The sequence below is a fragment of the Candidatus Ruminimicrobiellum ovillum genome, from assembly GCF_002392975.1.
GTDB classification, from domain to species: Bacteria; Elusimicrobiota; Endomicrobiia; order Endomicrobiales; family Endomicrobiaceae; genus Ruminimicrobiellum; species Ruminimicrobiellum ovillum.
Window position 1 is genome coordinate 49,714 of the sequence record NZ_DGIC01000003.1, and the last position, 22,019, is coordinate 71,732.

Annotated in this window: 19 protein-coding genes; all 19 read right to left on the minus strand. The window is 33.4% G+C overall.

From position 1 onward, the window contains the following. Positions 1–5: 5 nt before the first annotated feature. Complete coding sequence (locus B2Y85_RS01575; protein WP_372518719.1) at positions 6–1,334, minus strand: SPL family radical SAM protein; 1,329 nt, start codon at positions 1,332–1,334, stop codon at positions 6–8. Beyond that, positions 1,327–2,025, minus strand: coding sequence for a hypothetical protein (locus B2Y85_RS01580; protein ID WP_372518720.1), 699 nt, complete (start codon positions 2,023–2,025; stop codon positions 1,327–1,329). The genes B2Y85_RS01575 and B2Y85_RS01580 overlap by 8 nt, the downstream gene beginning before the upstream one ends. An 8-nt stretch (positions 2,026–2,033) precedes the next feature. Next, entirely contained in the window at positions 2,034–2,258 is a 225-nt protein-coding gene (locus B2Y85_RS01585) for an FmdB family zinc ribbon protein (protein ID WP_372518721.1), read from the minus strand. Between the two features lies 1 nt (position 2,259). After that, entirely contained in the window at positions 2,260–3,918 is a 1,659-nt protein-coding gene (locus B2Y85_RS01590; RefSeq protein WP_372518722.1) for a DEAD/DEAH box helicase, read from the minus strand. Between the two features lie 3 nt (positions 3,919–3,921). After that, on the minus strand, positions 3,922–4,395 hold the full coding sequence (locus B2Y85_RS01595; protein WP_372518723.1) for a DUF116 domain-containing protein: 474 nt from the start codon (positions 4,393–4,395) through the stop codon (positions 3,922–3,924). A 141-nt stretch (positions 4,396–4,536) separates the two neighbouring features. Continuing rightward, entirely contained in the window at positions 4,537–5,511 is a 975-nt protein-coding gene (gene dusB / locus B2Y85_RS01600; protein ID WP_372518724.1) for a tRNA dihydrouridine synthase DusB, read from the minus strand. Positions 5,512–5,515: 4 nt separating this feature from the next. Next, positions 5,516–6,541, minus strand: a complete 1,026-nt coding sequence (gene tsaD / locus B2Y85_RS01605; RefSeq protein ID WP_372518726.1) for a tRNA (adenosine(37)-N6)-threonylcarbamoyltransferase complex transferase subunit TsaD — start codon at positions 6,539–6,541, stop codon at positions 5,516–5,518. Next, a complete protein-coding gene (locus B2Y85_RS01610) occupies positions 6,538–6,963 on the minus strand; it encodes a hypothetical protein (protein ID WP_372518727.1) in 426 nt (141 codons plus the stop codon). The genes tsaD and B2Y85_RS01610 overlap by 4 nt, the downstream gene beginning before the upstream one ends. A 2-nt stretch (positions 6,964–6,965) precedes the next feature. Then, positions 6,966–8,321: a S41 family peptidase gene (locus B2Y85_RS01615; protein ID WP_372518728.1), complete on the minus strand. Its 1,356-nt coding sequence runs from the start codon at positions 8,319–8,321 to the stop codon at positions 6,966–6,968. A gap of 67 nt (positions 8,322–8,388) precedes the next feature. Beyond that, positions 8,389–9,519 (minus strand): murein hydrolase activator EnvC family protein, encoded by a 1,131-nt coding sequence (locus B2Y85_RS01620; RefSeq protein ID WP_372518729.1) that lies wholly within the window; start codon positions 9,517–9,519, stop codon positions 8,389–8,391. Continuing rightward, positions 9,512–10,237: a hypothetical protein gene (locus B2Y85_RS01625; RefSeq protein WP_372518730.1), complete on the minus strand. Its 726-nt coding sequence runs from the start codon at positions 10,235–10,237 to the stop codon at positions 9,512–9,514. The genes B2Y85_RS01620 and B2Y85_RS01625 overlap by 8 nt, the downstream gene beginning before the upstream one ends. Beyond that, positions 10,234–11,718: a glycogen synthase GlgA gene (gene glgA / locus B2Y85_RS01630; protein ID WP_372518731.1), complete on the minus strand. Its 1,485-nt coding sequence runs from the start codon at positions 11,716–11,718 to the stop codon at positions 10,234–10,236. The genes B2Y85_RS01625 and glgA overlap by 4 nt, the downstream gene beginning before the upstream one ends. Next, positions 11,719–12,708 (minus strand): galactose-1-phosphate uridylyltransferase, encoded by a 990-nt coding sequence (locus B2Y85_RS01635; protein ID WP_372518732.1) that lies wholly within the window; start codon positions 12,706–12,708, stop codon positions 11,719–11,721. It lies immediately after the preceding gene. Beyond that, positions 12,705–14,855, minus strand: a complete 2,151-nt coding sequence (locus B2Y85_RS01640; RefSeq protein ID WP_372518733.1) for a hypothetical protein — start codon at positions 14,853–14,855, stop codon at positions 12,705–12,707. The genes B2Y85_RS01635 and B2Y85_RS01640 overlap by 4 nt, the downstream gene beginning before the upstream one ends. Further along, positions 14,852–15,229, minus strand: a complete 378-nt coding sequence (locus B2Y85_RS01645; RefSeq protein ID WP_372518734.1) for a response regulator — start codon at positions 15,227–15,229, stop codon at positions 14,852–14,854. The genes B2Y85_RS01640 and B2Y85_RS01645 overlap by 4 nt, the downstream gene beginning before the upstream one ends. A 13-nt stretch (positions 15,230–15,242) precedes the next feature. Then, on the minus strand, positions 15,243–16,670 hold the full coding sequence (locus tag B2Y85_RS01650) for a PP2C family protein-serine/threonine phosphatase (protein ID WP_372518735.1): 1,428 nt from the start codon (positions 16,668–16,670) through the stop codon (positions 15,243–15,245). Then, positions 16,667–18,886, minus strand: coding sequence for an FHA domain-containing protein (locus tag B2Y85_RS01655; RefSeq protein WP_372518736.1), 2,220 nt, complete (start codon positions 18,884–18,886; stop codon positions 16,667–16,669). Before B2Y85_RS01655 ends, B2Y85_RS01650 begins: the two co-directional genes overlap by 4 nt. Before the next feature lie 14 nt (positions 18,887–18,900). Further along, positions 18,901–20,970, minus strand: a complete 2,070-nt coding sequence (locus B2Y85_RS01660) for a hypothetical protein (RefSeq protein WP_372518737.1) — start codon at positions 20,968–20,970, stop codon at positions 18,901–18,903. A gap of 10 nt (positions 20,971–20,980) precedes the next feature. Further along, positions 20,981–22,018: a hypothetical protein gene (locus B2Y85_RS01665; protein ID WP_372518738.1), complete on the minus strand. Its 1,038-nt coding sequence runs from the start codon at positions 22,016–22,018 to the stop codon at positions 20,981–20,983. Position 22,019: the final 1 nt, after the last annotated feature.

Here is a 22,019-nt window from a genome sequence, read left to right on the forward strand (position 1 = left end):
AGCCCTTATATCTTATTATAAACTTTGTTCCAAATATCGTTGTTTTCCATACACAAATAAACAACAACACTGCTGTCATGTTGTTTTATTAAATCAACAAGATACTTGTATATTTTTATTCTTGTATTATCATCGTATCTTAACTTATTATCGTGAGACAACAAAAGTTCTTCATCGAGTATTTTATTATCTGAAAATCTGTTTTCTATGACTTTTTTCAGATTTGCAACCATTCTTAAAGAACCGATACTTATCCATTTTATATATTTTCCATCTATAAAATCAAATATATTTTCAATAGTTTTTTTGTAACCGTCTTTCCAATCTTCATACAGTATTACAGGGTCAAAATGGAACCCGACACTATAACCTGCTTTTATGCACTTTTGTGCAGCTTGTAACCTTTCTTTTAAGCTCGGTGTACAATGTTCGTTTTCTTTTATCATCTGTTGTGCATTTACGGACCACGAAACCACAATATTTTCGCTTCCGCCGAGTTTTAACAAATTATCTATGTTTACACTTTTAGTTTTGAATTCAAAAGATATATCTTTATTTTCTTTAAAGAATTTAACAATGTCGTTTGAAAAAAGTGTTATATCATCAAATATTAAAGAATCGGTAAATTCACCGCTGCCGACTCTCGGCAAAAAAAACATTTTGTTATCAACCGGTTTTATCTTTTCTCTGTTTAAAAAGTCCGGCAAGTTGCAAGGCAATATTATTCCTGCAACATTTTGGTATCCCTGCAAAAAGCAATAACTGCACTCGTATAAACAACCGTAACCTATGTTTAATATGGAATAATTGCAGCATCTTACATTTTTTGTGCACGGACACGGCTTAAAAAAGTCGTACTTTTCGTTTACCAAAAAAAGATTTTCTCTTCTGTCGTTATATTTTGCAACAGAAAATTTTTCTTTTTTTAAAAAACTTTTTAACGATTCTATTTCAACAAAGTTTGCATCGGGATAAAGATTTTTTATTCTTTTATATAAAGCGGAACCTGTAACTTCGTTCGTATAATAAACATTTTTAGGATTAAATTTTTCGGAAACCAATTTTGCCTGTTCGTTTGTTAAAGTCATATCGGGTAAATAAAAGTTTTCTTTTTTTGATATTAAATAAGTTTTCGGATATCTTCTTTTTAAAAGAATTTCTTTTACTTTTTCGTAAGATTTTTCTTCTATTGAATTTATTACATCAACCGAATTTATGTTTTCTTTTTTGGAAATTTCAAAAACAAGTCTTGTAAGTTCTCTTACTTTATTTATTCCGAAAAAAGGAAATTTTTGTTGAATATTGCGGCTGATTAAAGAAATGTTGCTATCCATTGTTGCTTATAAAATCGCAAATAGAATCTGCAAGTTCCTGGCGAACGGATAACAATTTAGCTTTTTGACTTTCATCCAATTCCGTTTCAAACGGACTTGCTTCCGATATGTGGTCGGTAACATAAAACAATGCTATGGCTTTTTTGTTTATCGCAGAAGCCGCAGAAAACACGGACGAACATTCCATATCCACAGCATTTATCTTGTTCTTATCAAACCAATCTTTATATGTTCTTTGTAAAACTATAGAGTTTGATGTAATACATTTAACCTGTTTTATATCTTGTTTGGTTTTAGATAAAAAAGTTTCCAATAACATAGTTGACGGATAATAAGAATCGGGATTTCTTTTCATTTCAAGCATTTCGGAAAAGCTTTCAAAATTAAATGTTTTTTTCACTATAAGTTTATCTGCTATTTTTACATCTCCGACACCGCCGCAACTGCCGAACAATATTATATTTTCACAAGCTGAATTTTTTAAACATAAAACTATATCGCCGACCAAAAAATTATTTTTCGTTGAAATTACGGTTACATTTTCATAGTTCATTATTTTCGCAAAGAAAAGGTTTTTCCTTTTCGGTTTTCCCAATTTAGAAAACAAAGAATGATCCGAAACAGGACAAATTACACAAGTTTTTTTTATTTCTTTTAAATTAATTCCTAAATTCAGTGATAAATCTAACATTGTTTTTCCTAATGGTGATGATGGTGGCAACAACCGTTACAACATCCCGAACTTTGTTTTGCCGCACAAGACGAAACCGTTGTATTGGAGTTTCCTGCGGAAAATGTCGAAAACTGTTTTTCCACTTCTTTACTTTTACATTGCGGACATTCTATTTCTTCTTTATCCGTTGAAAAAACTATTTTCTCAAATTTCGAACCGCACTTTTTACAAACAAATTCAAATAAAGGCATACTATTTTCCTTGTGCTTTTTCTACCGCTACTTTGTGACCTTTTATATTACTGTTATTTAATGCATCAATAATCTGTTGCGCATATTCGTTCGGAACTTCAACAAAAGAAAATTTGTCGAAAATATCTATGGAACCGACAATATCTCCGCTTAACCCCGTTTCACCTGCTATCGCACCCACAAAATCGCCCGGTCTTACTTTTTTGCTTTTACCGATACTCATAAATAATCTTGTCATACCGGCTTCTTTTGCTATTCCGTGTCTGTTTTTTTTGCTTTTCGAAAATTTTTTCCCGGAATTTCTGTCTCTTGAAAAATCTCTTTCAAAACTGTTTACGGTCATATCTATATCTTCATGCTTTTCGGGATTTTCTACCTGCAACATCATTTCAAAAAGTGCTGCGGCAACATCCACGGATGTTATGTTATCCGTTATTAAAGATTCTATTTTAGTTATATATTTTTCAAATGTGTTTTTCTTTAAAGTTTCTTTAAGTTTTTCCATAAAGGAAGAAACTCTTACATTTTCAACATCGGCAAGTGACGGAACAGGCATTCTTTTTATTGTAACTTTAGTATATCTTTGAATATCTCTTATTTTGTATATATCTTTCCCCGCAACAAAACTGTATGCTTTACCTGCTCTTCCGGCTCTGCCGGTTCTGCCTATTCTGTGAACGTAAGATTCTATATCTTGGGGAATATCGAAATTAAATACGGCTTCAACATCATCGACATCTATACCCCTGGCGGCAACATCGGTAGCAACAAGAATTTCTATTTTGCAGTTTCTGAATTTGTCCATAACTCTGTCTCTTTGAGTTTGGTTCATGTCTCCGTGAATCGCATCCGCGGAATAACCTCTTATTTGTAACTGTGCTGTAACTTCGTCCACTCTCTTTTTTGTATTACAAAAAACCAACGAAAGTTTGGCATCTGCCATATCTATGCATCTTGCCAATGCTTCAAGTTTTTGATGTTCTCTTACTTCGCAATACAATTGTTCCGTTTGAGGAACGGTCAACTTTTCATGAACAACTTTTATGTTTACGGGATTTTTTTGATACTTTTTTGTAAGCACCAAAAATTCTCTCGGCATAGTTGCGGAAAAAAATACCGTCTGTTTATCCTGAGGCAAATTTTTCAATATTAATTCTATATCATCTCTAAACCCCATATCCAACATTTCGTCGGCTTCATCCAAAACCACGGTTTTTGTGTTATCGAGTTTTATTGTCTGTCTTTCGATATGATCTATAATTCTTCCCGGTGTTCCTATTACGATATGTGCACCTTTATGAAGTGCAGACATTTGTCTGACTATAGGTTGTCCGCCGTAAACGGGAACAATATTTATACCTTTTTTATATTTTGATAACGATTTAAGTTCTTCGGCAACTTGTATTGCAAGTTCTCTTGTAGGGCACATAATAAGTGCCTGAACTTTCTTTTCTTTAGGAACTATTTTTTCAAGGATAGGTATTCCGAAAGCAGCCGTTTTCCCGGTACCTGTTTGTGCCTGTCCTATTAAATCTACACCTTCTATCATCTTGGGTATTGCCAAAGATTGTATGGGAGTCGTTTCTTCAAACCCCATATCCGTAACGGCTTTTAATATCTCGGGTGACAAATTCAGTTCCGTAAATTTTAGTTTATCCATTATTTATTTTTGCTCCATAATTTTCTTAACCGCTTCAACATCAACATCGGTATCGCAACAACCGTCTTTAAGTAACGGAACAAACTGAGCCATAACTTTTAACCCGTCGGTCATTTTTATGCCTTGCGCTCCTTCAAAGTGGCAGGCAACGGCAACAACAGCTTTTATTTTTTGTTCCACCAAAATATTATAAATGGCTTTTCCGCCTTTCATAACATAAACTTTTTTATATCCGAGTTCATCGGCAAGTTTTTGTATTTGTGCGATTTTGCAAGCTCCGCACTTCATACAAGTATAATAAGTTCCTTCATCTACGGCTTTACAACTTTTGGTGCTTCTCATACAGTGCGGTAAAAGAACAATCCTTTCGGAAACAGGAACTGTTTTAAACTTTTCCGCCATTGCCGAATTTTTCTTGTTTATAAATTTAGTGTAATTATTTTTGTTAACATTTTTAAAATTAATACATAGTTTCATATCTTTTTATTTTATCAAATACTGCCGAAAATCGCAAAGCAGAAAATCGCTTTGCGATTTTGAGGGACAGATGTATGTATAGAAGTATGGAAACGACAACAATAAATTACATCACTTCGTTTATAATAACATATATTTTTGTTATTCTAAATTTTTAAAAATTTTGTCAAATTCTTCGAGAGTTGTTATTTTGTTAAAACTGTTTCTTATACTGCAGGCATTAGGTAACCCTTTAATATAATAAGGAGCAATTTTTCTTAACACGACAAGCCCTTTTTCTTTCCCGTAATATTGTATGGAATCTATTGCATGCTGTCTAAACCATCTTAACCTTGTTTTTATTGTTGAAGGAGGTGTCATTTGTTCTTTATCAAAAAAGTATTCTATCTGTTTAAATATATCATAGTTGCCTATTGCTCCTCTGCCTATCATAAGACCTGAACAATTTTTTATTTTCAAAAACTTTTCCGCGGTTTTTATATCAACTATTCCACCGTTAGCAACTATAGGAATTTTCGCACCTTCGCAAGCTAAAGCAAAAGCTTCCAAATCGGGATCTCCGCTGTGAGCAAATTCAGCATATCTTGCATGAAGTGACACCATTTTAATTCCGCAATTTTGTGCTATCTCAATAATTTCCGGTGCAACATTTTGCCCTTGCAACAAACCTATTCTTGTTTTTATAGTTACCGGAACAGACACCGCTTTTACAACTGCAGATAAAACATTTTCTACTTGTTTGGGATTTGCCAAAAGTCTTGAACCTGCACCGACCTTAGTAATTTTTTTTGCCGGGCACCCCAGATTTATATCTATAATTTTGTATCCCAAATCCTGAACTCTTTTGGCACATTCAGACATAATTTCCGGTTTGGTTCCGAAAATTTGTGCGGCAACACAATTTTTTTCTTTATCGGATGTAGTTAAAAGTTTGTAAGTTTTTTTGTCTCCGTAAACCATTGCTGTTGCAGACACCATTTCCGTAAATACAAGTCCCGCTCCGCCATCAACGGCTAACTGTCTTAACGGTAAATCGGTAATGCCTGCCATAGGTGCAAGCATTAAACAATTCTTTAATTTAATATTTCCGATGGTAAGTTTGGGAAGTTTTAACATAATATTACCAATTTTCGAGTTCCAAAGAAGGTTTTATCGAAACAACTTGTTTATTCGGATAAACATATTTTTTCTTTAGTGCTTTATGATATGCAACATGAGCTATCATAGCGGCATTATCGGTACAAAAAACAGGAGACGGTAAAAATATATTTATCTTATTTTTCTTACACTCTTTTTTAAACATATTTCTTATTAAACTGTTACAAGATACACCGCCGCCTAAAGCAATCGATTTTAGTCCGTATTTTTTTGCAGCCTCAACGGATTTAGTAACAACCGTTTCCGCAACGGCTTGTCTGAACGATGCACAAATATCGTTAATTATATTTTGTTTTTTTATATCAACTTTTTTTGAATAATTCAGTACTGCGGTTTTTATTCCCGAAAAAGAAAAGTCCCAAGTACCTTTCATCATCGGTCTTGTAAAATGTACGGCATCATTGTTACCTTGTTCGGCAAGTTTATCTATTATCGGACCACCGGGATAAGGTAAGCCCAAAATTTTTGCGGCTTTATCAAATGCTTCACCGCAAGCATCGTCTCTTGTCCCACCCAAAAATTTATATTTACCGTAATCTTTTATTATTACAAGTTCCGTATGTCCGCCTGAAATAACAACCGCTAAAAACGGAGGTTTTAATTCTTTGTTTTCTATTGCCGCGGAAAATATATGACCTTCTATATGATTTATCGGGATTAACGGTTTTTTATAAATATAAGATAAAGTCTTTGCCGTCATTACACCTACAAGCAAAGAACCGGCAAGTCCCGGTCCGTAAGTGCAAGTTATATAATCTATTTCTTTATCGAAATTTTCAAAAGAAATATTTGCCTGTTTTAATGCTTGTTCAAACACAATATTTACATTTTTTATATGTTCTCTTGAAGCAAGCTCGGGAACAACTCCGTTATATTTTGCATGAACGGATATTTGAGAAGATATTATATTTGATAACACTTTATTCCCGTTTTCCACAACGGAAGAAGATGTATCATCACATGATGTTTCTATTGCCAATATTCTCATTTTGTTAAAGTTACTACGGAATATGTTCTTTTTTTATCGTAGAAAGTATATTGAATAGAACCGTCTTTATACTTTGTTTTTGATAAATCTATTTTAAAGTTTCTTGCCAATGTTTTAAATATAGGTTCAAAGTTTTCCGGTTTTTGCTTTTCGGAAAGCTTTATTGTTTTATAATATTCATTACAAGTAACACCGCTTATTTTCACTTCTTTTACAAATTGTGAAACAACATTTATTTGTTCTATACCGCTTGATGTAAGAGCCGTAACAAGATTATTATCCAAAGGCACATCTATTGCGGTAAGAGTATTTTTGTTTGCGGACAAATATGAAAAGCCTAAAATTATACCTGCAATAAAGAGTATAAACAAATATACTTTTATTAAAAATTTACTTTTTTTCTTTTTAGTTTCTTTTGCCATTTTTATTTATCTTCTTTTTTTGAATCTTTTTTTTCGGTTTTGGCTTCGGTGTTATCTTCTTCTTTTAAATCTTTCTTTTCTTCTTTAGGAAAATCTTGCTCGTATTTTGAAGGTTTTTCTATATATTCCGAAACTTTATTTGCTTTTATTATCTTTATTGCAGTATCCAAAACTTCATCTCTTACAATTTCTTCTTTTTTATCTTTATTTTTCGGTGTTCCTTCGGATTCTGCCTGCATATACAACTTTCCTTCCGTTTCCGGAGAAACTTCTACATATACATCCGGTGCCACCCCGTTTTTCTTATCTTTTTTATTATCGGAATGAGATATCATTTTTCCGGAAGGCAAACAATATTTTGCTATAGTTAATCTTAAAGCACTGCCGTCGGATAACGGAAGTATTGTTTGAACCGTTCCTTTACCGAACGAATTTGAACCTATAACCAGTGCCCTTTTATAATCTTGTAATGTACCCGTAACGATTTCGGATGCGGAAGCCGAACCTCTGTTTATTAATACTACAACAGGAATATCGGAATAATCCGGTTTTTTCTGTGTATAGTAATATTGTTCCATAGTTTTATCTTTACATTTTGTGGATACAACCAAACTGTCTTCCTTAATAAACAAACTGCATATATTTATTGCGGAATCCAAAAGCCCGCCCGGATTGTTTCTCAAATCCAAAATAAAGGCTTTCATATTTTCTTTTGAAAGTTCTTTTAACATACTGCTGACATCGTTATAACTTTGTGCATTGAATTCCGATAATCTTATATATCCGATATTATCTTCCAACATTTTTTTCTTAACCGTTTCTATTTTTATTTTTTTTCTTATTATCGTAAATGTAAGTTCTTCTTTCGTGGAAGGTCTGTATATGGTTAACACAACTTTTGTTCCGGGATTTCCTCTCATAAGTTTTACCGCTTCATCGCTTGTAATATCCTGAGTAGATTTATCGTCTATTTTAATGATTTTATCTTCCGGCAAAATTCCGGCATAATATGCGGGTGTATCGGGCATAGGAGTTACAACGGTAAGTTCGTTATTTTGTATTGTTATTCTTATACCGACTCCGCCGAAAGAACCTTGTGTTTCCGTTTTCATTTCTTTATAATCTTTTTCGGTCATATACTGAGAATAAGGATCCAACGTTCTTACCAAACCTCTTATTGCACCTATAACCAAATCTTTATTTTCTCTTTCTTCAACATACTTATTATCTATTATTTCCATTATATCTATCATTTTTCTGAGTTCGTCGTATGTCGTATCCGACTTGGCATACGCATTACCGAGAAAAACAAAACAAAATAAAGCTATCATCAAAACTTTAATTTTATTCTTAAACATTTTTTCCCCTTGCTTGCATATAATTTGAAAATTTTAATAACAATGTTTTATTATAGCATTTTAAAACTTATTTTTTTTCTTTCAGCCACAATAACGGATTTTCCGGAACATTATACTGTCTTATCTCGAAATAAAGTATTGACTCATCACCTTTTCCGACTTTCGCAACTTCCTGTTGTCTTACGATTTTTTGATCTTCTTTAACGGATATTTTATCTAACTGTCCGTAAACACTGAAGAAAATACCTTTGTGGTCCACTATTATCATCTTTCCGTAACTTCTAAACTCTCCGACAAAAACAACGGTTCCGTCTTCAACGGACTTTATGGTTGAATAATCTTGTGCTTTTATTTTTATACCGTTACTTATAACATTCGTATCCAAATCGGGATGCTTGTTTTTCCCGTAATTCAAAACTATTTTCCCGTTGACGGGCCAAGGTAAATTATTTTTTCTTGTGTTTGTACTTGCGGGTTTTGTTGTTTTATTTTGATTTTGACTGGCTTTCATTAACTTATCCACCAATGCTTTTAATGCTTTTTCCGAATTGTTAAGTTCTTTGATATCATGTTCGGCTTTAACCCTTTTACCTGCGGTGGTTTTTAATAAAGCATTTTTATCTTTCTGTAATTTTTTGTTTTTTTCCATTAAATTTTGTTGCTTGTTTTTTAGATTTTCATATTCCTTCTTTGCGGTTGTATATTTATTTATATCGGATTGTGCCGTTATGTTTGTGTCTTTTGCAACGTTATATTTTCGGGAATTATTTTCTATATCCTCATATTTTATTTTGTACTCTATCGGATAATCGAAATACGATACAAGTTTCATTTTTGTATAAGATAAGTATTTATTATTTAACTTTTGCGCATACTTTTGTTTGCTCATATCGGACTCATTGTATACATCCGAAGCAAACTGCAATTTCTTTTCCGTTTCGGAAATTTTATCTTTTAAAGATTTTAATTCTTTTTCGTTTTTATCTATTGATTTTTGTATCCTTTGGAGTTCTTGCTTTACTTTTTTTTCTTCTTTTACAAGTTTATTTTTTTCGGCTTTTTTATTGGAAATATCGGTATGCAGTTTATTTAATTCTTGTTTTCTGTTTTTTAAATCCGAATTGACATCCGTAAAAGAAACATTTACGGAAAAAAACATAAGTAACAGGATGATAAATGTTTTGATTATATTAAACATTTGATTCTTTTGTTACAAGAGTAACCATTGAACTGAGCGGAACCAAGACATATAAAATTTGTCCGCTCAACATAAAAATATCGTTTTGTTTGAATATTGTTGCCAAACATATTAATGCATATGCACACAAACCTAATAAAATACCGCAAATCATTTCAAACAATATGTCTTTATATAAACCTTTCAATATATAAAACAAAAACTTAAAAAAGAATACCGCTGTTATTAAATAAAAAATTACCCTGAATATTTTGTTATATCTGTTTAAAAGAATTTTATTATCAAAAAACATTTTATATGCTTTTTGATCGTAAACAATATCGTTTATAAAATCAGTATTTAAAAGTTCTTTTTTCAAATTTTCAAGTTCGGATAAACTGTTCATATCCGTTATATTTACCAACATAAAAGAAGGAAATATAATTGCATCTTCCGGCACAACGGTTTCCAATTCGGGATTTATTTTCGAAAATTTGTCGTCATCGTAAGAATTTACAAATTCAACACTTTTTAATTTTTTATATTTCAACATTTCGGATAAAATATCGTCTTCAGTTTTTTCCGAAGAACTGTCTATAAACATTGCTATTTTTAAATCGGACAAAGATTTATTTATGTTCGTTTGCGAATTCAAATAGTATTGTAAAACAAATATAAACGAAATATTTATCAATACTATTAAAATATATCTGAGAATTTTTGACAGGTTTATTTTCATATGTTTTTTTGATATATATTATATGCCGTTTTTCTGTTTACGGCAACATTATACATATTTTCATATTCTTGAACGGAATTTTTCCAAGAATATTCGCTTGCAAAAGCATTTTTCATAACTTCGTTCCACAAGAACTGATTTTTATATATATCGTATGCTCTTAATACACAATCAATAAATTTTTCACCTTTATAAAAATCAAAAACGAAACCGTTACCCTTTGTATTATATGTGGAAAAATCATTTATTGTATCGGCTAAACCGCCTGTTTTGTTTACTATAGGAATGGTTCCGTAAGCCAATGCTATTATTTGGCTAAGTCCGCAAGGTTCAAATTTCGAAGGCATCAAAAAAGCATCTGCACCGGCATATATTTGATGAGATAAAGGCTCGTTATAATCCGTACATACACTCACTTTATCCTTATACAAGCTTTGCAAATATAACATACCGTCTTTTATATATCTGTCGCCCGAACCCAAAATAACTATTTGAATATTGAATTGTGTAAGTTTCCCTATCGCATCCATTATCAGGTCAAAACCTTTTTGCATATCAAATCTCGACACACAACCTAACATAAAAGCATTTTCATCTTGTTTAAATCCGCATTTTTCCTGCAAATATTTTTTACAGAGTTTTTTGTTTTCATAATTATCCGCAGAAAAATTCGCAACTATATTTTTATCGTCTTTGGGATTCCAATAAGAATAATCTATTCCGTTTAATATTCCGTAAACATCGTTTTTCCTTGTTTGCAAAACCACTTCCATACCTTTACCCGCCGGTCCCTGAATTTCTTTCGCATAAGTAGGACTAACCGTAGATATGATATCGGTATATGCAAGACCTGCTTTCATATAATTGAATGTATTATAAAATTCCAATTTATCGCTTTTATAATCTTCCCAGGAAAAGCCCGCCAAAGGAACTGTCGATGCGGCATCGTAACTGCCTTGAAAGGCTATATTATGAATTGTATAAACGGTTGATGTATTCCAAAAAAAGCCGTCATTTAAATTTGTCGTTTTTAAATATGCCGGAATTAAACCCGTATGCCAATCGTGACAATGAATAATGTCCGGTCTGAACATTAAAGCTTTTGTTGCTTCTATTGCGGCTTTTGAAAAGAAAATAAATCTTTCTCTGTTATCGCCGTAACCCACACCGGAATCATCTCCGTAAACACCGAGTCTGTTAAAATATCTTAAATTTTCTATAAAATATACGGGAATATTCCCGTCCAACATACAAGTTTTTATCCTGAAATTTTCCTGTTCTTTGCCTACAAATACGGACAATTTGTAAGGAAGAGCTTGTAAGTTATACTTAGCTCCGTCAATTAAACGATATTTCGGGATTATTATTCTGACATCGTGACCTTGCTGTTTTAAATATTTCGGAAGGGTTCCGACAACATCCGCCAAACCGCCTGTTTTTATAAAAGGGACACATTCGGCTGCAACCATTAATATATTCATTTATTCCGCTTCCCTTAAAAATTTAGCAGATTCTTCCGGTATCGTGGGATTAACATAAATACCCGAACCGAACTCAAAGCCGCTAAACTTTGTTATTTTAGGAATAATTTCTATATACCAGTGATAATGAGGGATTCTTTCCTGCTTTAACGGATAAGAATGTACCACCAAATTATACGGCATATCTCCTAAAGCTTTTTTTAATCTTCTTAAAACACTTATTGAAATTTCCGCAAGTTCTTCCAACTTGTATTTATCTTTCAAATTTCTAAAATCTTCACTGTGCTCTTTCGGTAAAATCCATGTTTCAAAAGGATATCTCGAAGCAAAAGGAACAAAAGCGACAAAAGAACTTGTTTCCATAACTATTCTTGTTCCGAAAGTTATTTCCTGATCTATAATGTCACAAAACAAACATCTTTCTTTAAAATCATAGTATTTTTTTGATATTGTCATTTCTTCCTTAACGGATTTAGGAATGATTGGTAATGCCACCAACTGAAAATGCGGATGTGCAATAGTTGAACCTGCACTTTTTCCATGATTTTTAAAAACCAAAATATACTCAAATCTCAAATCATTTTTTAAATCGTTTATTCTGTCTTGTGCAGCTAAAATACTTGCAACGAAATTTTCGGTTTTTATAGCGTCAACTCTATGATTTTGGCTTTCTATCAAAATTTCATGAGCACCGACACCTTTCATTTTGTCGTATATTCCTTCGGCCTTTCTTAAAATACTGCCTTCGATAGTAAGTATAGGTTTATTGTTCGGAATTACCTTTACCTGCCATTTACTGCTGTATTTGTCGATTCTGTTACCTTTTTGATCATAACATGCTATAGGCTCGGGAATAAGATTTTCTTTTCCTATACAAAAAGGACATACGGAATTATCATCGGTATTTTCTGCCAAATCAAATTGAAAATCTCTTGAATCGTTTATTATAACCCATCTTGCCGTTATAGGATCTTTTCTAAGTTCTATCATTTTAAATTTTGTATCCTCTCCAATGCTCTCGTAGCTTCTATTTTGGTAGGTTCGGCTTCCAAAGATTTTTTCAACAACTCTATCGCTTTATTTTTATCTCCGGAAGCAAAAGCTTTTAATCCGTCATCATAATATTTTTGTGCCGTAACGGCATTTATCTTATCCATTGCTTTCTTAGCCGACGAATTTGTTTCATCGTAAGATAATGCTTCTTTATATTTTTCGTAAGCTTCCGTCAACTTTTCTTTCAATTCCAAATCTCTTCCTTCGGTATAAAGAATTTTGGACACTTCTTTGTTGGATTTGGAAAGATATGTTTTTATTTGTTCGTTATAACTGTAATATTTGTGTTCTTCAGACATTGCTTTCAATTTAGTAAATGTTTTTATTGCCTCTTCATAATCTTTTAATGTGTATTGTTCCACACCTAAATTATAAATTTTCTTCATTTGCGCTTCTAATTGTTTATTGGTTAATGTTTTATTCGGATTGTTTTTGCTTTCTTCCAAAGCTGCTTGCTTTGCAAGATTTATTTGTTCTTCGCATTTAACAATATATTCTTTAATATCGTTTCTTGAAGTATTGGATAAGTATGCCGCATTGAAATAAGACAACGCTTTCTCGTAATTTTGTTTTTCATATTCAACAAGTCCCTGTTTAAATATGTTATGCGATTGAACCGCAGTCACCTTATCAACTTTTTTCTGTATGAATTCCAAATATTGCAATGCACCGGCATTTTCCGGATCTATTTCCAATATTTTATTAAATTCGTCTTTTGCATATACAAACTCACCGTCGTCATAGTGCTTAACGGCTTTTATCCAATGTTCGGAAATTTCTTTTTGATGTTTTTTTCTGTTTGCATATATTTCTTCTTCTCTTATTCTATTGTTTGTTTTTTCCATCCCTTCCAAAGCTTGTTTATTTCTGGGTGATAATTCCAATGCCTTTTCATAGTAATTTTTTGCTTTTACCAAATTGTTTCTCAACAATGCGGAATCGGCTCTTGCCAAATATTTCTCTGTCTTATCGGAAAGATCCATATCCGTTTGATACAAATCTTCGGATAAAAGTTTAACATATCTTTTTGCCGAAGGTTCATTAGGATATACAGCCAAAATATCTTCGTATTGCTTTCTTGCGGAAACATAATTTTTCTTATCGTAATCGTATTTTGCCTTATTTAAATAATATCCCAAATAATGCTCATACGCTTTACCCGAATTGGCTATTTTTCCGAAATATATTCCCAAAGAAAAAATATGTTGATCGTTATCGCTGCCCGCTATATCGGAAAAAGAGTAAGATAAATTTACTCTGTCAAAAATCAAACTTAAACCTGCCGTTATACCTTTGTTAAATCCGTCTCTGTAATCTCTCCAACCTACTCTTACCGATAACGGATATATCGGCACGGCTTCAACACCGCAAGCATATCCCAAATCCGTAATCTGTAAATTTTTTACCATATCGGCAACCATTGCCACTTTATATAAATCATACAAATTGTATCTTGCGGATGCCGTCAACAACTGTGCCTGATTTACGGAATAATCATCATACTCAAAAGCATTACCTAAATTTTTTATGGTAAGTGCTCCGGTTAAATCGTTATCTATAAAATCCAAAGAATATATGCACCCCAAATCAACACTGAACAGGTTTATTGATTTATCCGAGCCATCGTCCGCATATGTTGATATATTGTAAAATTTAACGGTAGCACCTACGGAACCTTTTTCCACCGGAACCGGATATTTACTTATTATGGGATACACATAATTGACTGCTGCCATTAAAAAATTCTTAAATCCCGTTTCGTCTTCATTCAGGTCGGCACCGGAAACCGTAATTGAAAAGTTACCGCTTTTTTCGGTAGGTATTATCAAACCGACATTGGCACCATAGTTTTTATTATATACGGTGTAATACGAAAGTTGAACTTCTTTTGAAATATTTTTGTAATTGGATGCCGGATTTGTAAAAAAGCCGAAAACGGAAGGTGACAAAGCTAAAATACTCGCACCTATAGATTGAGAATAAGCATCCGGATTTAACACATAAATAAAATCGTCCGAAGCCGCAAATACAGGCGCGGATAAAAATCCTGCCAATATCACCGGCAATATTTTTTTTAATATCATTTTAATAATTTTCTTATCCTTTTTATTGTTTCTTTTAAATTTAAAGGTTTAAAGATACAATCGTCCGCACCTTTATCAAAAGCTTCATCAACGGATATTGTAGTATCTGCCGTTATCAACATAACCGGAGGCATTTCGGAAAAAGTTTTACTTTTTTTCATGGCCTTAAGAACTTCAAATCCGCTTTTATCCGGCAAATTCTTATCCAATATAACCAAATCCGGATGTATATTAACCAAAGCTTCAAAACCGCTTTCTGCGGTAGTGGCTTCATAAACTTCAAAACCTTCTTCTTCTAAAACCACGGTAACTGTTTTTAAAAAAATTTCGTCGTCATCTATTACCAAAATTTTATTTTTTTCGTTCTTTTGCATTTACTACTCCTTTCTAAAAATCCCTTTCAGGAACCATTATTATTAACATTTTAGACAACTCATCGGAAGTTTCCAACGTAACACTTACTGTATCTTTTAAATTTAAATTTGCATCCAACATTTTATATTCAGGATACGACAATGTCATATCGTAAGTTCCTTTAGGCAACTTTATGTCCAAAGGTCTAAAACTGGATAATCCCATGTACTTATTCTGCCCGTCTTGAGATAAAGTAACCGTAACATTCTGCATCGGTGTAAGAAAGCTTTCGGGATTTGAAAAACATTCTTGTATAACCTGAATTTTAAACACCTTGTCTTTTATGGTTTTTATTTCTACAAGTTTATCACTGTTCAATGTCATAATGTTTAAATTTATTCCGGAAATATTACCGGTTAATTCAACAATGCTTTTTTGCTCGCCTTTATCTTTAAACACCGCAGTGTAAACAAAAACTCCGCATATAAGAACCAATACCAAGGCTATTGCAATAAAAAGAGGGCTCTTTAACAAGTTTTTCTCTTTTGCCAATTTAGGGATAGGAACGGTAAAACCTTTTTCAAATTTACGAATTAAAGAATGTTCCTTATCGGAATGATTTTTCAATTCGTCCGGAAAAATAATTATACCTTCCGTAGGCTCTCCTATTACATCAGCACTGTCATTAAAATCATCTTGTATGCATACGGTTATGACAGTAGTATTGTCTCTTCCGCCGGCATTATTTGCAGCTGTTATCAATTCTTTTGAAATAGCGACAACATCCGGTTTTTGTAAATTAACGATATCGTTTATTGTAAAGTCGGAAAGTTCACCGTTTAATCCGTCCGTACAAAGAACATATATATCACCGTTTTTAACTATTTCGGACTTATAATCAACTTTTACCGTTTTGTTTATACCGAGAGCTCTCGTTATCATGCTTTGAATTTCTGCCATTTTGGCATCTTCTTTGGTCATTTTCCCGCTATCTATAAGCTCTTGAATTTTAGAATGATCTTCCGTTAAAAGTTGTATTTTCCCGTTTCTTATTCTATATACTCTGCTGTCTCCGACATTGTATATATGTACTAACTTAGCTTCTCTGTCGAACCAAACTCCCGAACAAGTTGTTCCCATACCCGACAACTTCGGATATTTTTTCGTTAAACCGTGCAAATAATTATTTGCTATTTTTATTAAAGCTATCGGCTTAAGGACTTCTTCGTCATATGTGTAATACAAATCGCCCAAAATATCCAAACAATCTTGTTTGTTTATATTGTCATACAAAGAAAGCATTACATCTACTGCACTTTTGCTTGCAAAATCACCGGCAACTCCGCCGCCCATACCATCACAAACGAAGAAGAAATCTCTTTCTTGCTTAACACCAAAACAATCCTGATTCTCCGTTCTTACAACACCCGTATTTGTTTGCGCCGAACTTAATATCATCATAAATATGTAACCTTAACTTTTTTCTTCGATTTCTTTAATGATGACCTTATCTTAAAGAAGAAGAACAAAAGTAACAACACTAAACCTATTCCCATAAGTTCTATAGATTTTAACTTATAGTCCTTTAAGGTAAAAGTAGAAGTGTGTTCCGGATTTGCCAAGAACATCGGCCAAACTCTAAGATTCTTCAGGATTTTAGCATTGGTGTTTACTATTTGTATAGAATCTTGCATATTTGTATATAAAATTTCTATTAATTTATCACCGTTTAAATCCGCAAGTACAGGTGTAGATGTTATTGCCAAATTACTTGCTTTAATATCTGCCATTACTTCAACTTCTTTTCTCTTAACATTACTCTTTGCAACTATTAATCTTCCGTCTTCCGTTCCGAAAACAAGTTCCGGAATATTATCTTTATCGAAATCGTAAACCGCAGGCGAAGATATTAATCTCTTTGATTCCGGAAGAGCTAATTTCCATAACATTTCTCCGGAAAGGTATGTAGTGTTACCTTTCAATATTTGAACCGTTCCGTTTGCAGAAACAACTCCTACATCGCACATACCGTTACCGGTAAAATCAGCAATAACCGGAGATGCATTGAACTTTAAATTTGCAGGAGGTACCGGTTCTATAAAATATGTCCACATAGCAGAAAACTTGGATGTATTTATAGCTGAAACATATTGAGGAACATTAGACATAACAACAACTTCATCTATACCGTCACCGTTTAAATCTCCTACGGCAGGTGCACCTGCTACAAGATGAGGTTTACCTGTTAACTCCTGTAAGTTAATTGTTTTTTTCGTTCTTGTTTTACCGTCAATGAAATAAACTTTACTGTCATAATTTGCAATCACAACAAAAGGTGAAAAATCTTTTCTTGTTAATATTACCGGGCTTGCATATATAGGACCGTCAATAAATTCGGAATATTTTGCATAGTTACTGTCAAAGCCCGGTGCATACATAAAATGAACAGCACCGTCTTCGGAAGTAACGACAATATCTTTTCTTCCGTCGCCATCCAAATCGCAAATAACCGGTGTAGTTTCCGAAATATGTCCGCCTAAAATTTCTCTTCTTATTATATTACCTGTCTGTCCGTCGATAATATAAATTAAAGACGAATCGGAAACAGCAACAATATCGGGAACATTATCATTATTAACATCATCACAAACCAACGATGCTATACCCGAATTATAAACTTCCACGGGTTTCCACATTCTATCACCCGTTGCTCCGCTCCATGCATATAAAAAGCCGGAACTTGTTAACATTGCAATATCGTTTTTCCCGTCGTTATCAAGATCCGCAACTATAGGCGTGGATGTAATTTCATAAGATGATGTATCGGCCTTTAACGGAATTTCTTTAGACCAATCCAAATCCAACGACAAATTCAATTTATTAGGTGAAGAAGTTATCAAAGAGTAAGATGTATATCCCAAATATATTGATAATGCCGCTCCGACCAACACCAATAATGTTACAAACACTCTCATAAACTTAAAAATCTTTAATGCGAGTATATGCTGTTTTGAAGGCAAAGAATAATCTTCACTGAAATAATCAACAAGTCTGAAAATTGTTCTACCTATTGAAATTTCATCGCCTATTGCAAGTTGTGTACTGTTTAATTGACCGAGTTTTTCTCCGTTTATGGCAACTCCGCCGGTACTACCTATATCTGTAATCGTGTATTGTCCCTGAACGGCACTTATTTTTGCGTGACCTTTAGACACCGTCATATCTCCGGACAAAACAACATCGTTTTCTATACCTCTGGGGGAAAGACTTTCTCTACCGATAAAAGTATCTCCGTCCGATTTCAAGAAAAACTTTTTACCGAAAAATCTTCCGTAAACTCCTATCAAATAATATTGCGGTATAACAACATCTTGTTTACTTAAAGCATCATCCAAGAACATAATCTTGTAATCACCTATCGAAATTTCATCACCGAAATTCAAAGGTGCTTCCGTTATGGAACGGAAATTTATTTGCGTTCCCATTATGGTATTTTGATCTTTTAACGTATATTGGTTATTTGCAAAAATAATAGTACAATGATGTTCGGAAACATTTTTATCCGGAATTACGATATCGTTTCCTTTTTTGCTGCCTATAAAAATTTTTAATTTATTTTTTCTGGCAACATATTCAGATATAATTTCTTCTCTTTTCTTTACTAATAGTCTTGGCATTTAAGACTCCTTTTTTATCTGGCTATAAATAATGCTGCAACTAAAGATAATCCTAAACTTACTTTTGCGATTGTTCCGCCTTTTCCCGAACCGGAATCGGAATCCGAACCGCCGGAACTTCTGTCTGAATTTTCCAAATTAGACAATCTCTTTTCTATTCTCTTTATATCTGCAGTATTTTTATTACTTGTATCGGAAGAAGAACTTCCTACTTTTATATTATCAACTTCTTCTCTTATTGAACTTATTTTTGCATTTATAAGTCTCATTTGAGAAGTGCTTAAAGCCGAACCTTCGGAAGAATCTTTAGAAGAAGCTACCATACTTTGCTCCTTTTCTATAGAATCCAATCTTTTACCTAAAGCAACATAACTCTGTTGCATTTGAACAAGAGTCTTTTTAAGTTCATTAACTTCTTCTTGAGAAGGTGCACTTGAAACGGAAGATTCCGTTTTTGCATTTGCCAACTTTGATTCCATTTCCGAAATCTTTTTATTTACGGTATTTATTTCATCTTTAAAGTTCTTTACTTCATACAAAACTTGAGCATTATTTGCGGAAGAACTGACTTTCGAACTGTCTTTACCTAAAGAAGCTAATGATGTTTCAACATTATTAACTTTTGAATTTAAATCGTTCATATTCTTTTGTATATTTTTCAATACGGATGAAGAAAGTTCCGAACTTGCTCCGGTACTTTTAGCTAAATTTGTTTCCATACTGTTAATTTTTTTGTTTAAATCGTTTATATTCTTTTGCAAAGATGCAACTTCTGCAGATGATGCCGAAGATTTCGAATCGGATTTTGCCGATGCCAATGCCGATTCCATACTGTTAAGTTTTGTTGTTAATTCGCTGACATTCTTTTTCAAGACAGACACTTCCGCTGCTTGTGTTGCAGCAGCTTTCGTATCAACATTTTTAGCTACCGATGCTTCCACATTATTTATTTTCTTACTTAAAGCGTTTATATTTTTTTGTAAATATGTTATTTCAGCAGAAGTAGGAGCGGACTTTGAATCGGACTTTGCCGATACCAATGTCGATTCCATACTGTTAAACTTTGAAGATAAATCGCTCATTTCTTTTTTCAATGCCGTCAGTTCTGCTTGAGATGCATTTGATTTCGCATCGGAACTGCTTTTAGCCATTGCCGTTTCCATATCACTTATTTTCTTACTCAAAACATTTATATTTTTTTGTAAGTATGTTACTTCTGCCGATGTTGCGGAAGATTTCGAATCGGATTTTGCCGATACCAATGTCGATTCCATACTGTTAAACTTTGCCGTCAAATCACTGACATTTTTCTTTAAAACATTTAATTCGGCCTGTTGTGCCGTGGAAACTTTTGTGTCCGTATTTTTGGCTAACGATGTTTCAACTTTATTAACTTTTGTATTTAAATCCGTTATATTCTTCTGTAAGTCTTTTAAAACCGCCGCAGAAACATCGGACTTAGAAGCATCCGCTTTTTTAGCCAAATTTGTTTCAACGGTGGTAACTTTTTTACTTAAATCGTTTATGTTTTTCTGCAAGTTGTTTACCACTGCAACGGAAACACCAGTGCTTGAACCTGTTCCCGAACCACCGCCTGCTTTAACTTGTGCTTCTAAATTTTTGAACACTTTCGAAGAAGACAATGTGTTATCCAACATCATAGGCATGTTCGTTTCCAAATCGTTCATCAACTCAACCATATCTACCGAAGTATTTCCGGAACCTTTTGATGAAGAAGCCGTTCCGCCGCTTTGAACTTTCTTTTCCAATGCGGCAAGTTTTGCATTAAGAGCATCATAATCTTTTTTGGAAATAACTCCCGAAGCGGATGCACTGCTGCCGGAAGAAGATTTCTTATCAAATTCATACAAGGCCTGTAACAAAGAACCTCTTGTTATTTGTTCGTCCGCAACGAAAACAGCGGCTCCGTACTTATTGATAAATCTCGGCATTTTACTGCTCAATTCCGTTATAATAGCCTGTAAAGCCGGATCGGCAACATCTTTCTTTTCTGCGAAAACGATACCGCTTGAATTCAACAAAAATAAAACTGAAACCAAGACACTAAGAATTTTTTTATTCATATTCTACCCTCTAAAAAAAGAAATTAAGAGCAAACTTTGTATTCTGCTCAAATATATTACCGCTGCATATTGCAATATCCAACTGTAAATATGTGTTCATAATACTAAAGTCAAACCCTAAACCGAAATTATAAGATGCGGTTTCGTTGTAGTCGGAAGTTATATCGTATCTGCTTTCAACCGCATAACCTTCAACACCGCCTCTTAAATATATTCCGTTAATGGAAAACATTTCCATTTTTAAAAGATCTATAACCCCAAACTCAAGTCCAAGGTTTCCGCTTAAAGGTTCGTTTTGTCTTTGAACCAAATCCAATGCTCCGGTAAGTTGATATTTTTCCGCAAAAAGAACTTTATCGGAAGCACCGACTTTTGTTGTCATAGGTGCACTATCATCACCGATATTTACACCCTTTTGAAATATCGCACCGAAACTTATTAATCCGTAATCTGCGGCATCTATCGAATATATAACACCCGCATCTATATCCAAACCGCCATCCGATACACCTACTTCGGACATATTTTTAGTAATGTATTTTAAAGAAGCACCTACATATAAACTTGTTGTAGATTGCCATAAAGGAATACCGGCAGATAAATAGTATGCCGCATCGGTATCACTTATTGTTCCGAGTCTTTCTCCGCTTTCATCCGTATGTTGAATATTGTCCATTTTAGAAGATATATAACCTATACCTACAACTGTTTTACCCAAAACATCGGTAAATTTTTGTAACGGTATTGAAGCTGCAAAGAATTGATGTGTGGGCGTAACATCTTTAAGTCCGGGATATTTATCCGAACCGCCTGTTGTAGCCATTGCATATACAGAATAATAATCCTGTATTTGTGCAAGACCTGCAGGGTTCCAATAAATTGCCGATGTGTCATCCGCAAGTGAAGTATAAGCTCCGCCCATACCTATAGCTTTAACACCGACACTTTTCTTCAAGAAAGCTGCTGCATCTGTTCCTGCAAAAGCATTTGTTACTCCTACAAAAACCAAACAAGCTAAAACCAATGATAATTTGTTTATTTTTTTCATA

What these genes read in the sequence shown, in the direction of transcription:
- B2Y85_RS01575 (WP_372518719.1), bottom strand. Translation starts at nt 1,334, where the DNA reads ATGGATAGCAACATTTCTTTAATCAGCCGCAATATTCAACAAAAATTT.
- B2Y85_RS01580 (WP_372518720.1), bottom strand. Translation starts at nt 2,025, where the DNA reads ATGTTAGATTTATCACTGAATTTAGGAATTAATTTAAAAGAAATAAAA.
- B2Y85_RS01585 (WP_372518721.1), bottom strand. Translation starts at nt 2,258, where the DNA reads ATGCCTTTATTTGAATTTGTTTGTAAAAAGTGCGGTTCGAAATTTGAG.
- B2Y85_RS01590 (WP_372518722.1), bottom strand. Translation starts at nt 3,918, where the DNA reads ATGGATAAACTAAAATTTACGGAACTGAATTTGTCACCCGAGATATTA.
- B2Y85_RS01595 (WP_372518723.1), bottom strand. Translation starts at nt 4,395, where the DNA reads ATGAAACTATGTATTAATTTTAAAAATGTTAACAAAAATAATTACACT.
- dusB (WP_372518724.1), bottom strand. Translation starts at nt 5,511, where the DNA reads ATGTTAAAACTTCCCAAACTTACCATCGGAAATATTAAATTAAAGAAT.
- tsaD (WP_372518726.1), bottom strand. Translation starts at nt 6,541, where the DNA reads ATGAGAATATTGGCAATAGAAACATCATGTGATGATACATCTTCTTCC.
- B2Y85_RS01610 (WP_372518727.1), bottom strand. Translation starts at nt 6,963, where the DNA reads ATGGCAAAAGAAACTAAAAAGAAAAAAAGTAAATTTTTAATAAAAGTA.
- B2Y85_RS01615 (WP_372518728.1), bottom strand. Translation starts at nt 8,321, where the DNA reads ATGTTTAAGAATAAAATTAAAGTTTTGATGATAGCTTTATTTTGTTTT.
- B2Y85_RS01620 (WP_372518729.1), bottom strand. Translation starts at nt 9,519, where the DNA reads ATGTTTAATATAATCAAAACATTTATCATCCTGTTACTTATGTTTTTT.
- B2Y85_RS01625 (WP_372518730.1), bottom strand. Translation starts at nt 10,237, where the DNA reads ATGAAAATAAACCTGTCAAAAATTCTCAGATATATTTTAATAGTATTG.
- glgA (WP_372518731.1), bottom strand. Translation starts at nt 11,718, where the DNA reads ATGAATATATTAATGGTTGCAGCCGAATGTGTCCCTTTTATAAAAACA.
- B2Y85_RS01635 (WP_372518732.1), bottom strand. Translation starts at nt 12,708, where the DNA reads ATGATAGAACTTAGAAAAGATCCTATAACGGCAAGATGGGTTATAATA.
- B2Y85_RS01640 (WP_372518733.1), bottom strand. Translation starts at nt 14,855, where the DNA reads ATGATATTAAAAAAAATATTGCCGGTGATATTGGCAGGATTTTTATCC.
- B2Y85_RS01645 (WP_372518734.1), bottom strand. Translation starts at nt 15,229, where the DNA reads ATGCAAAAGAACGAAAAAAATAAAATTTTGGTAATAGATGACGACGAA.
- B2Y85_RS01650 (WP_372518735.1), bottom strand. Translation starts at nt 16,670, where the DNA reads ATGATGATATTAAGTTCGGCGCAAACAAATACGGGTGTTGTAAGAACG.
- B2Y85_RS01655 (WP_372518736.1), bottom strand. Translation starts at nt 18,886, where the DNA reads ATGCCAAGACTATTAGTAAAGAAAAGAGAAGAAATTATATCTGAATAT.
- B2Y85_RS01660 (WP_372518737.1), bottom strand. Translation starts at nt 20,970, where the DNA reads ATGAATAAAAAAATTCTTAGTGTCTTGGTTTCAGTTTTATTTTTGTTG.
- B2Y85_RS01665 (WP_372518738.1), bottom strand. Translation starts at nt 22,018, where the DNA reads ATGAAAAAAATAAACAAATTATCATTGGTTTTAGCTTGTTTGGTTTTT.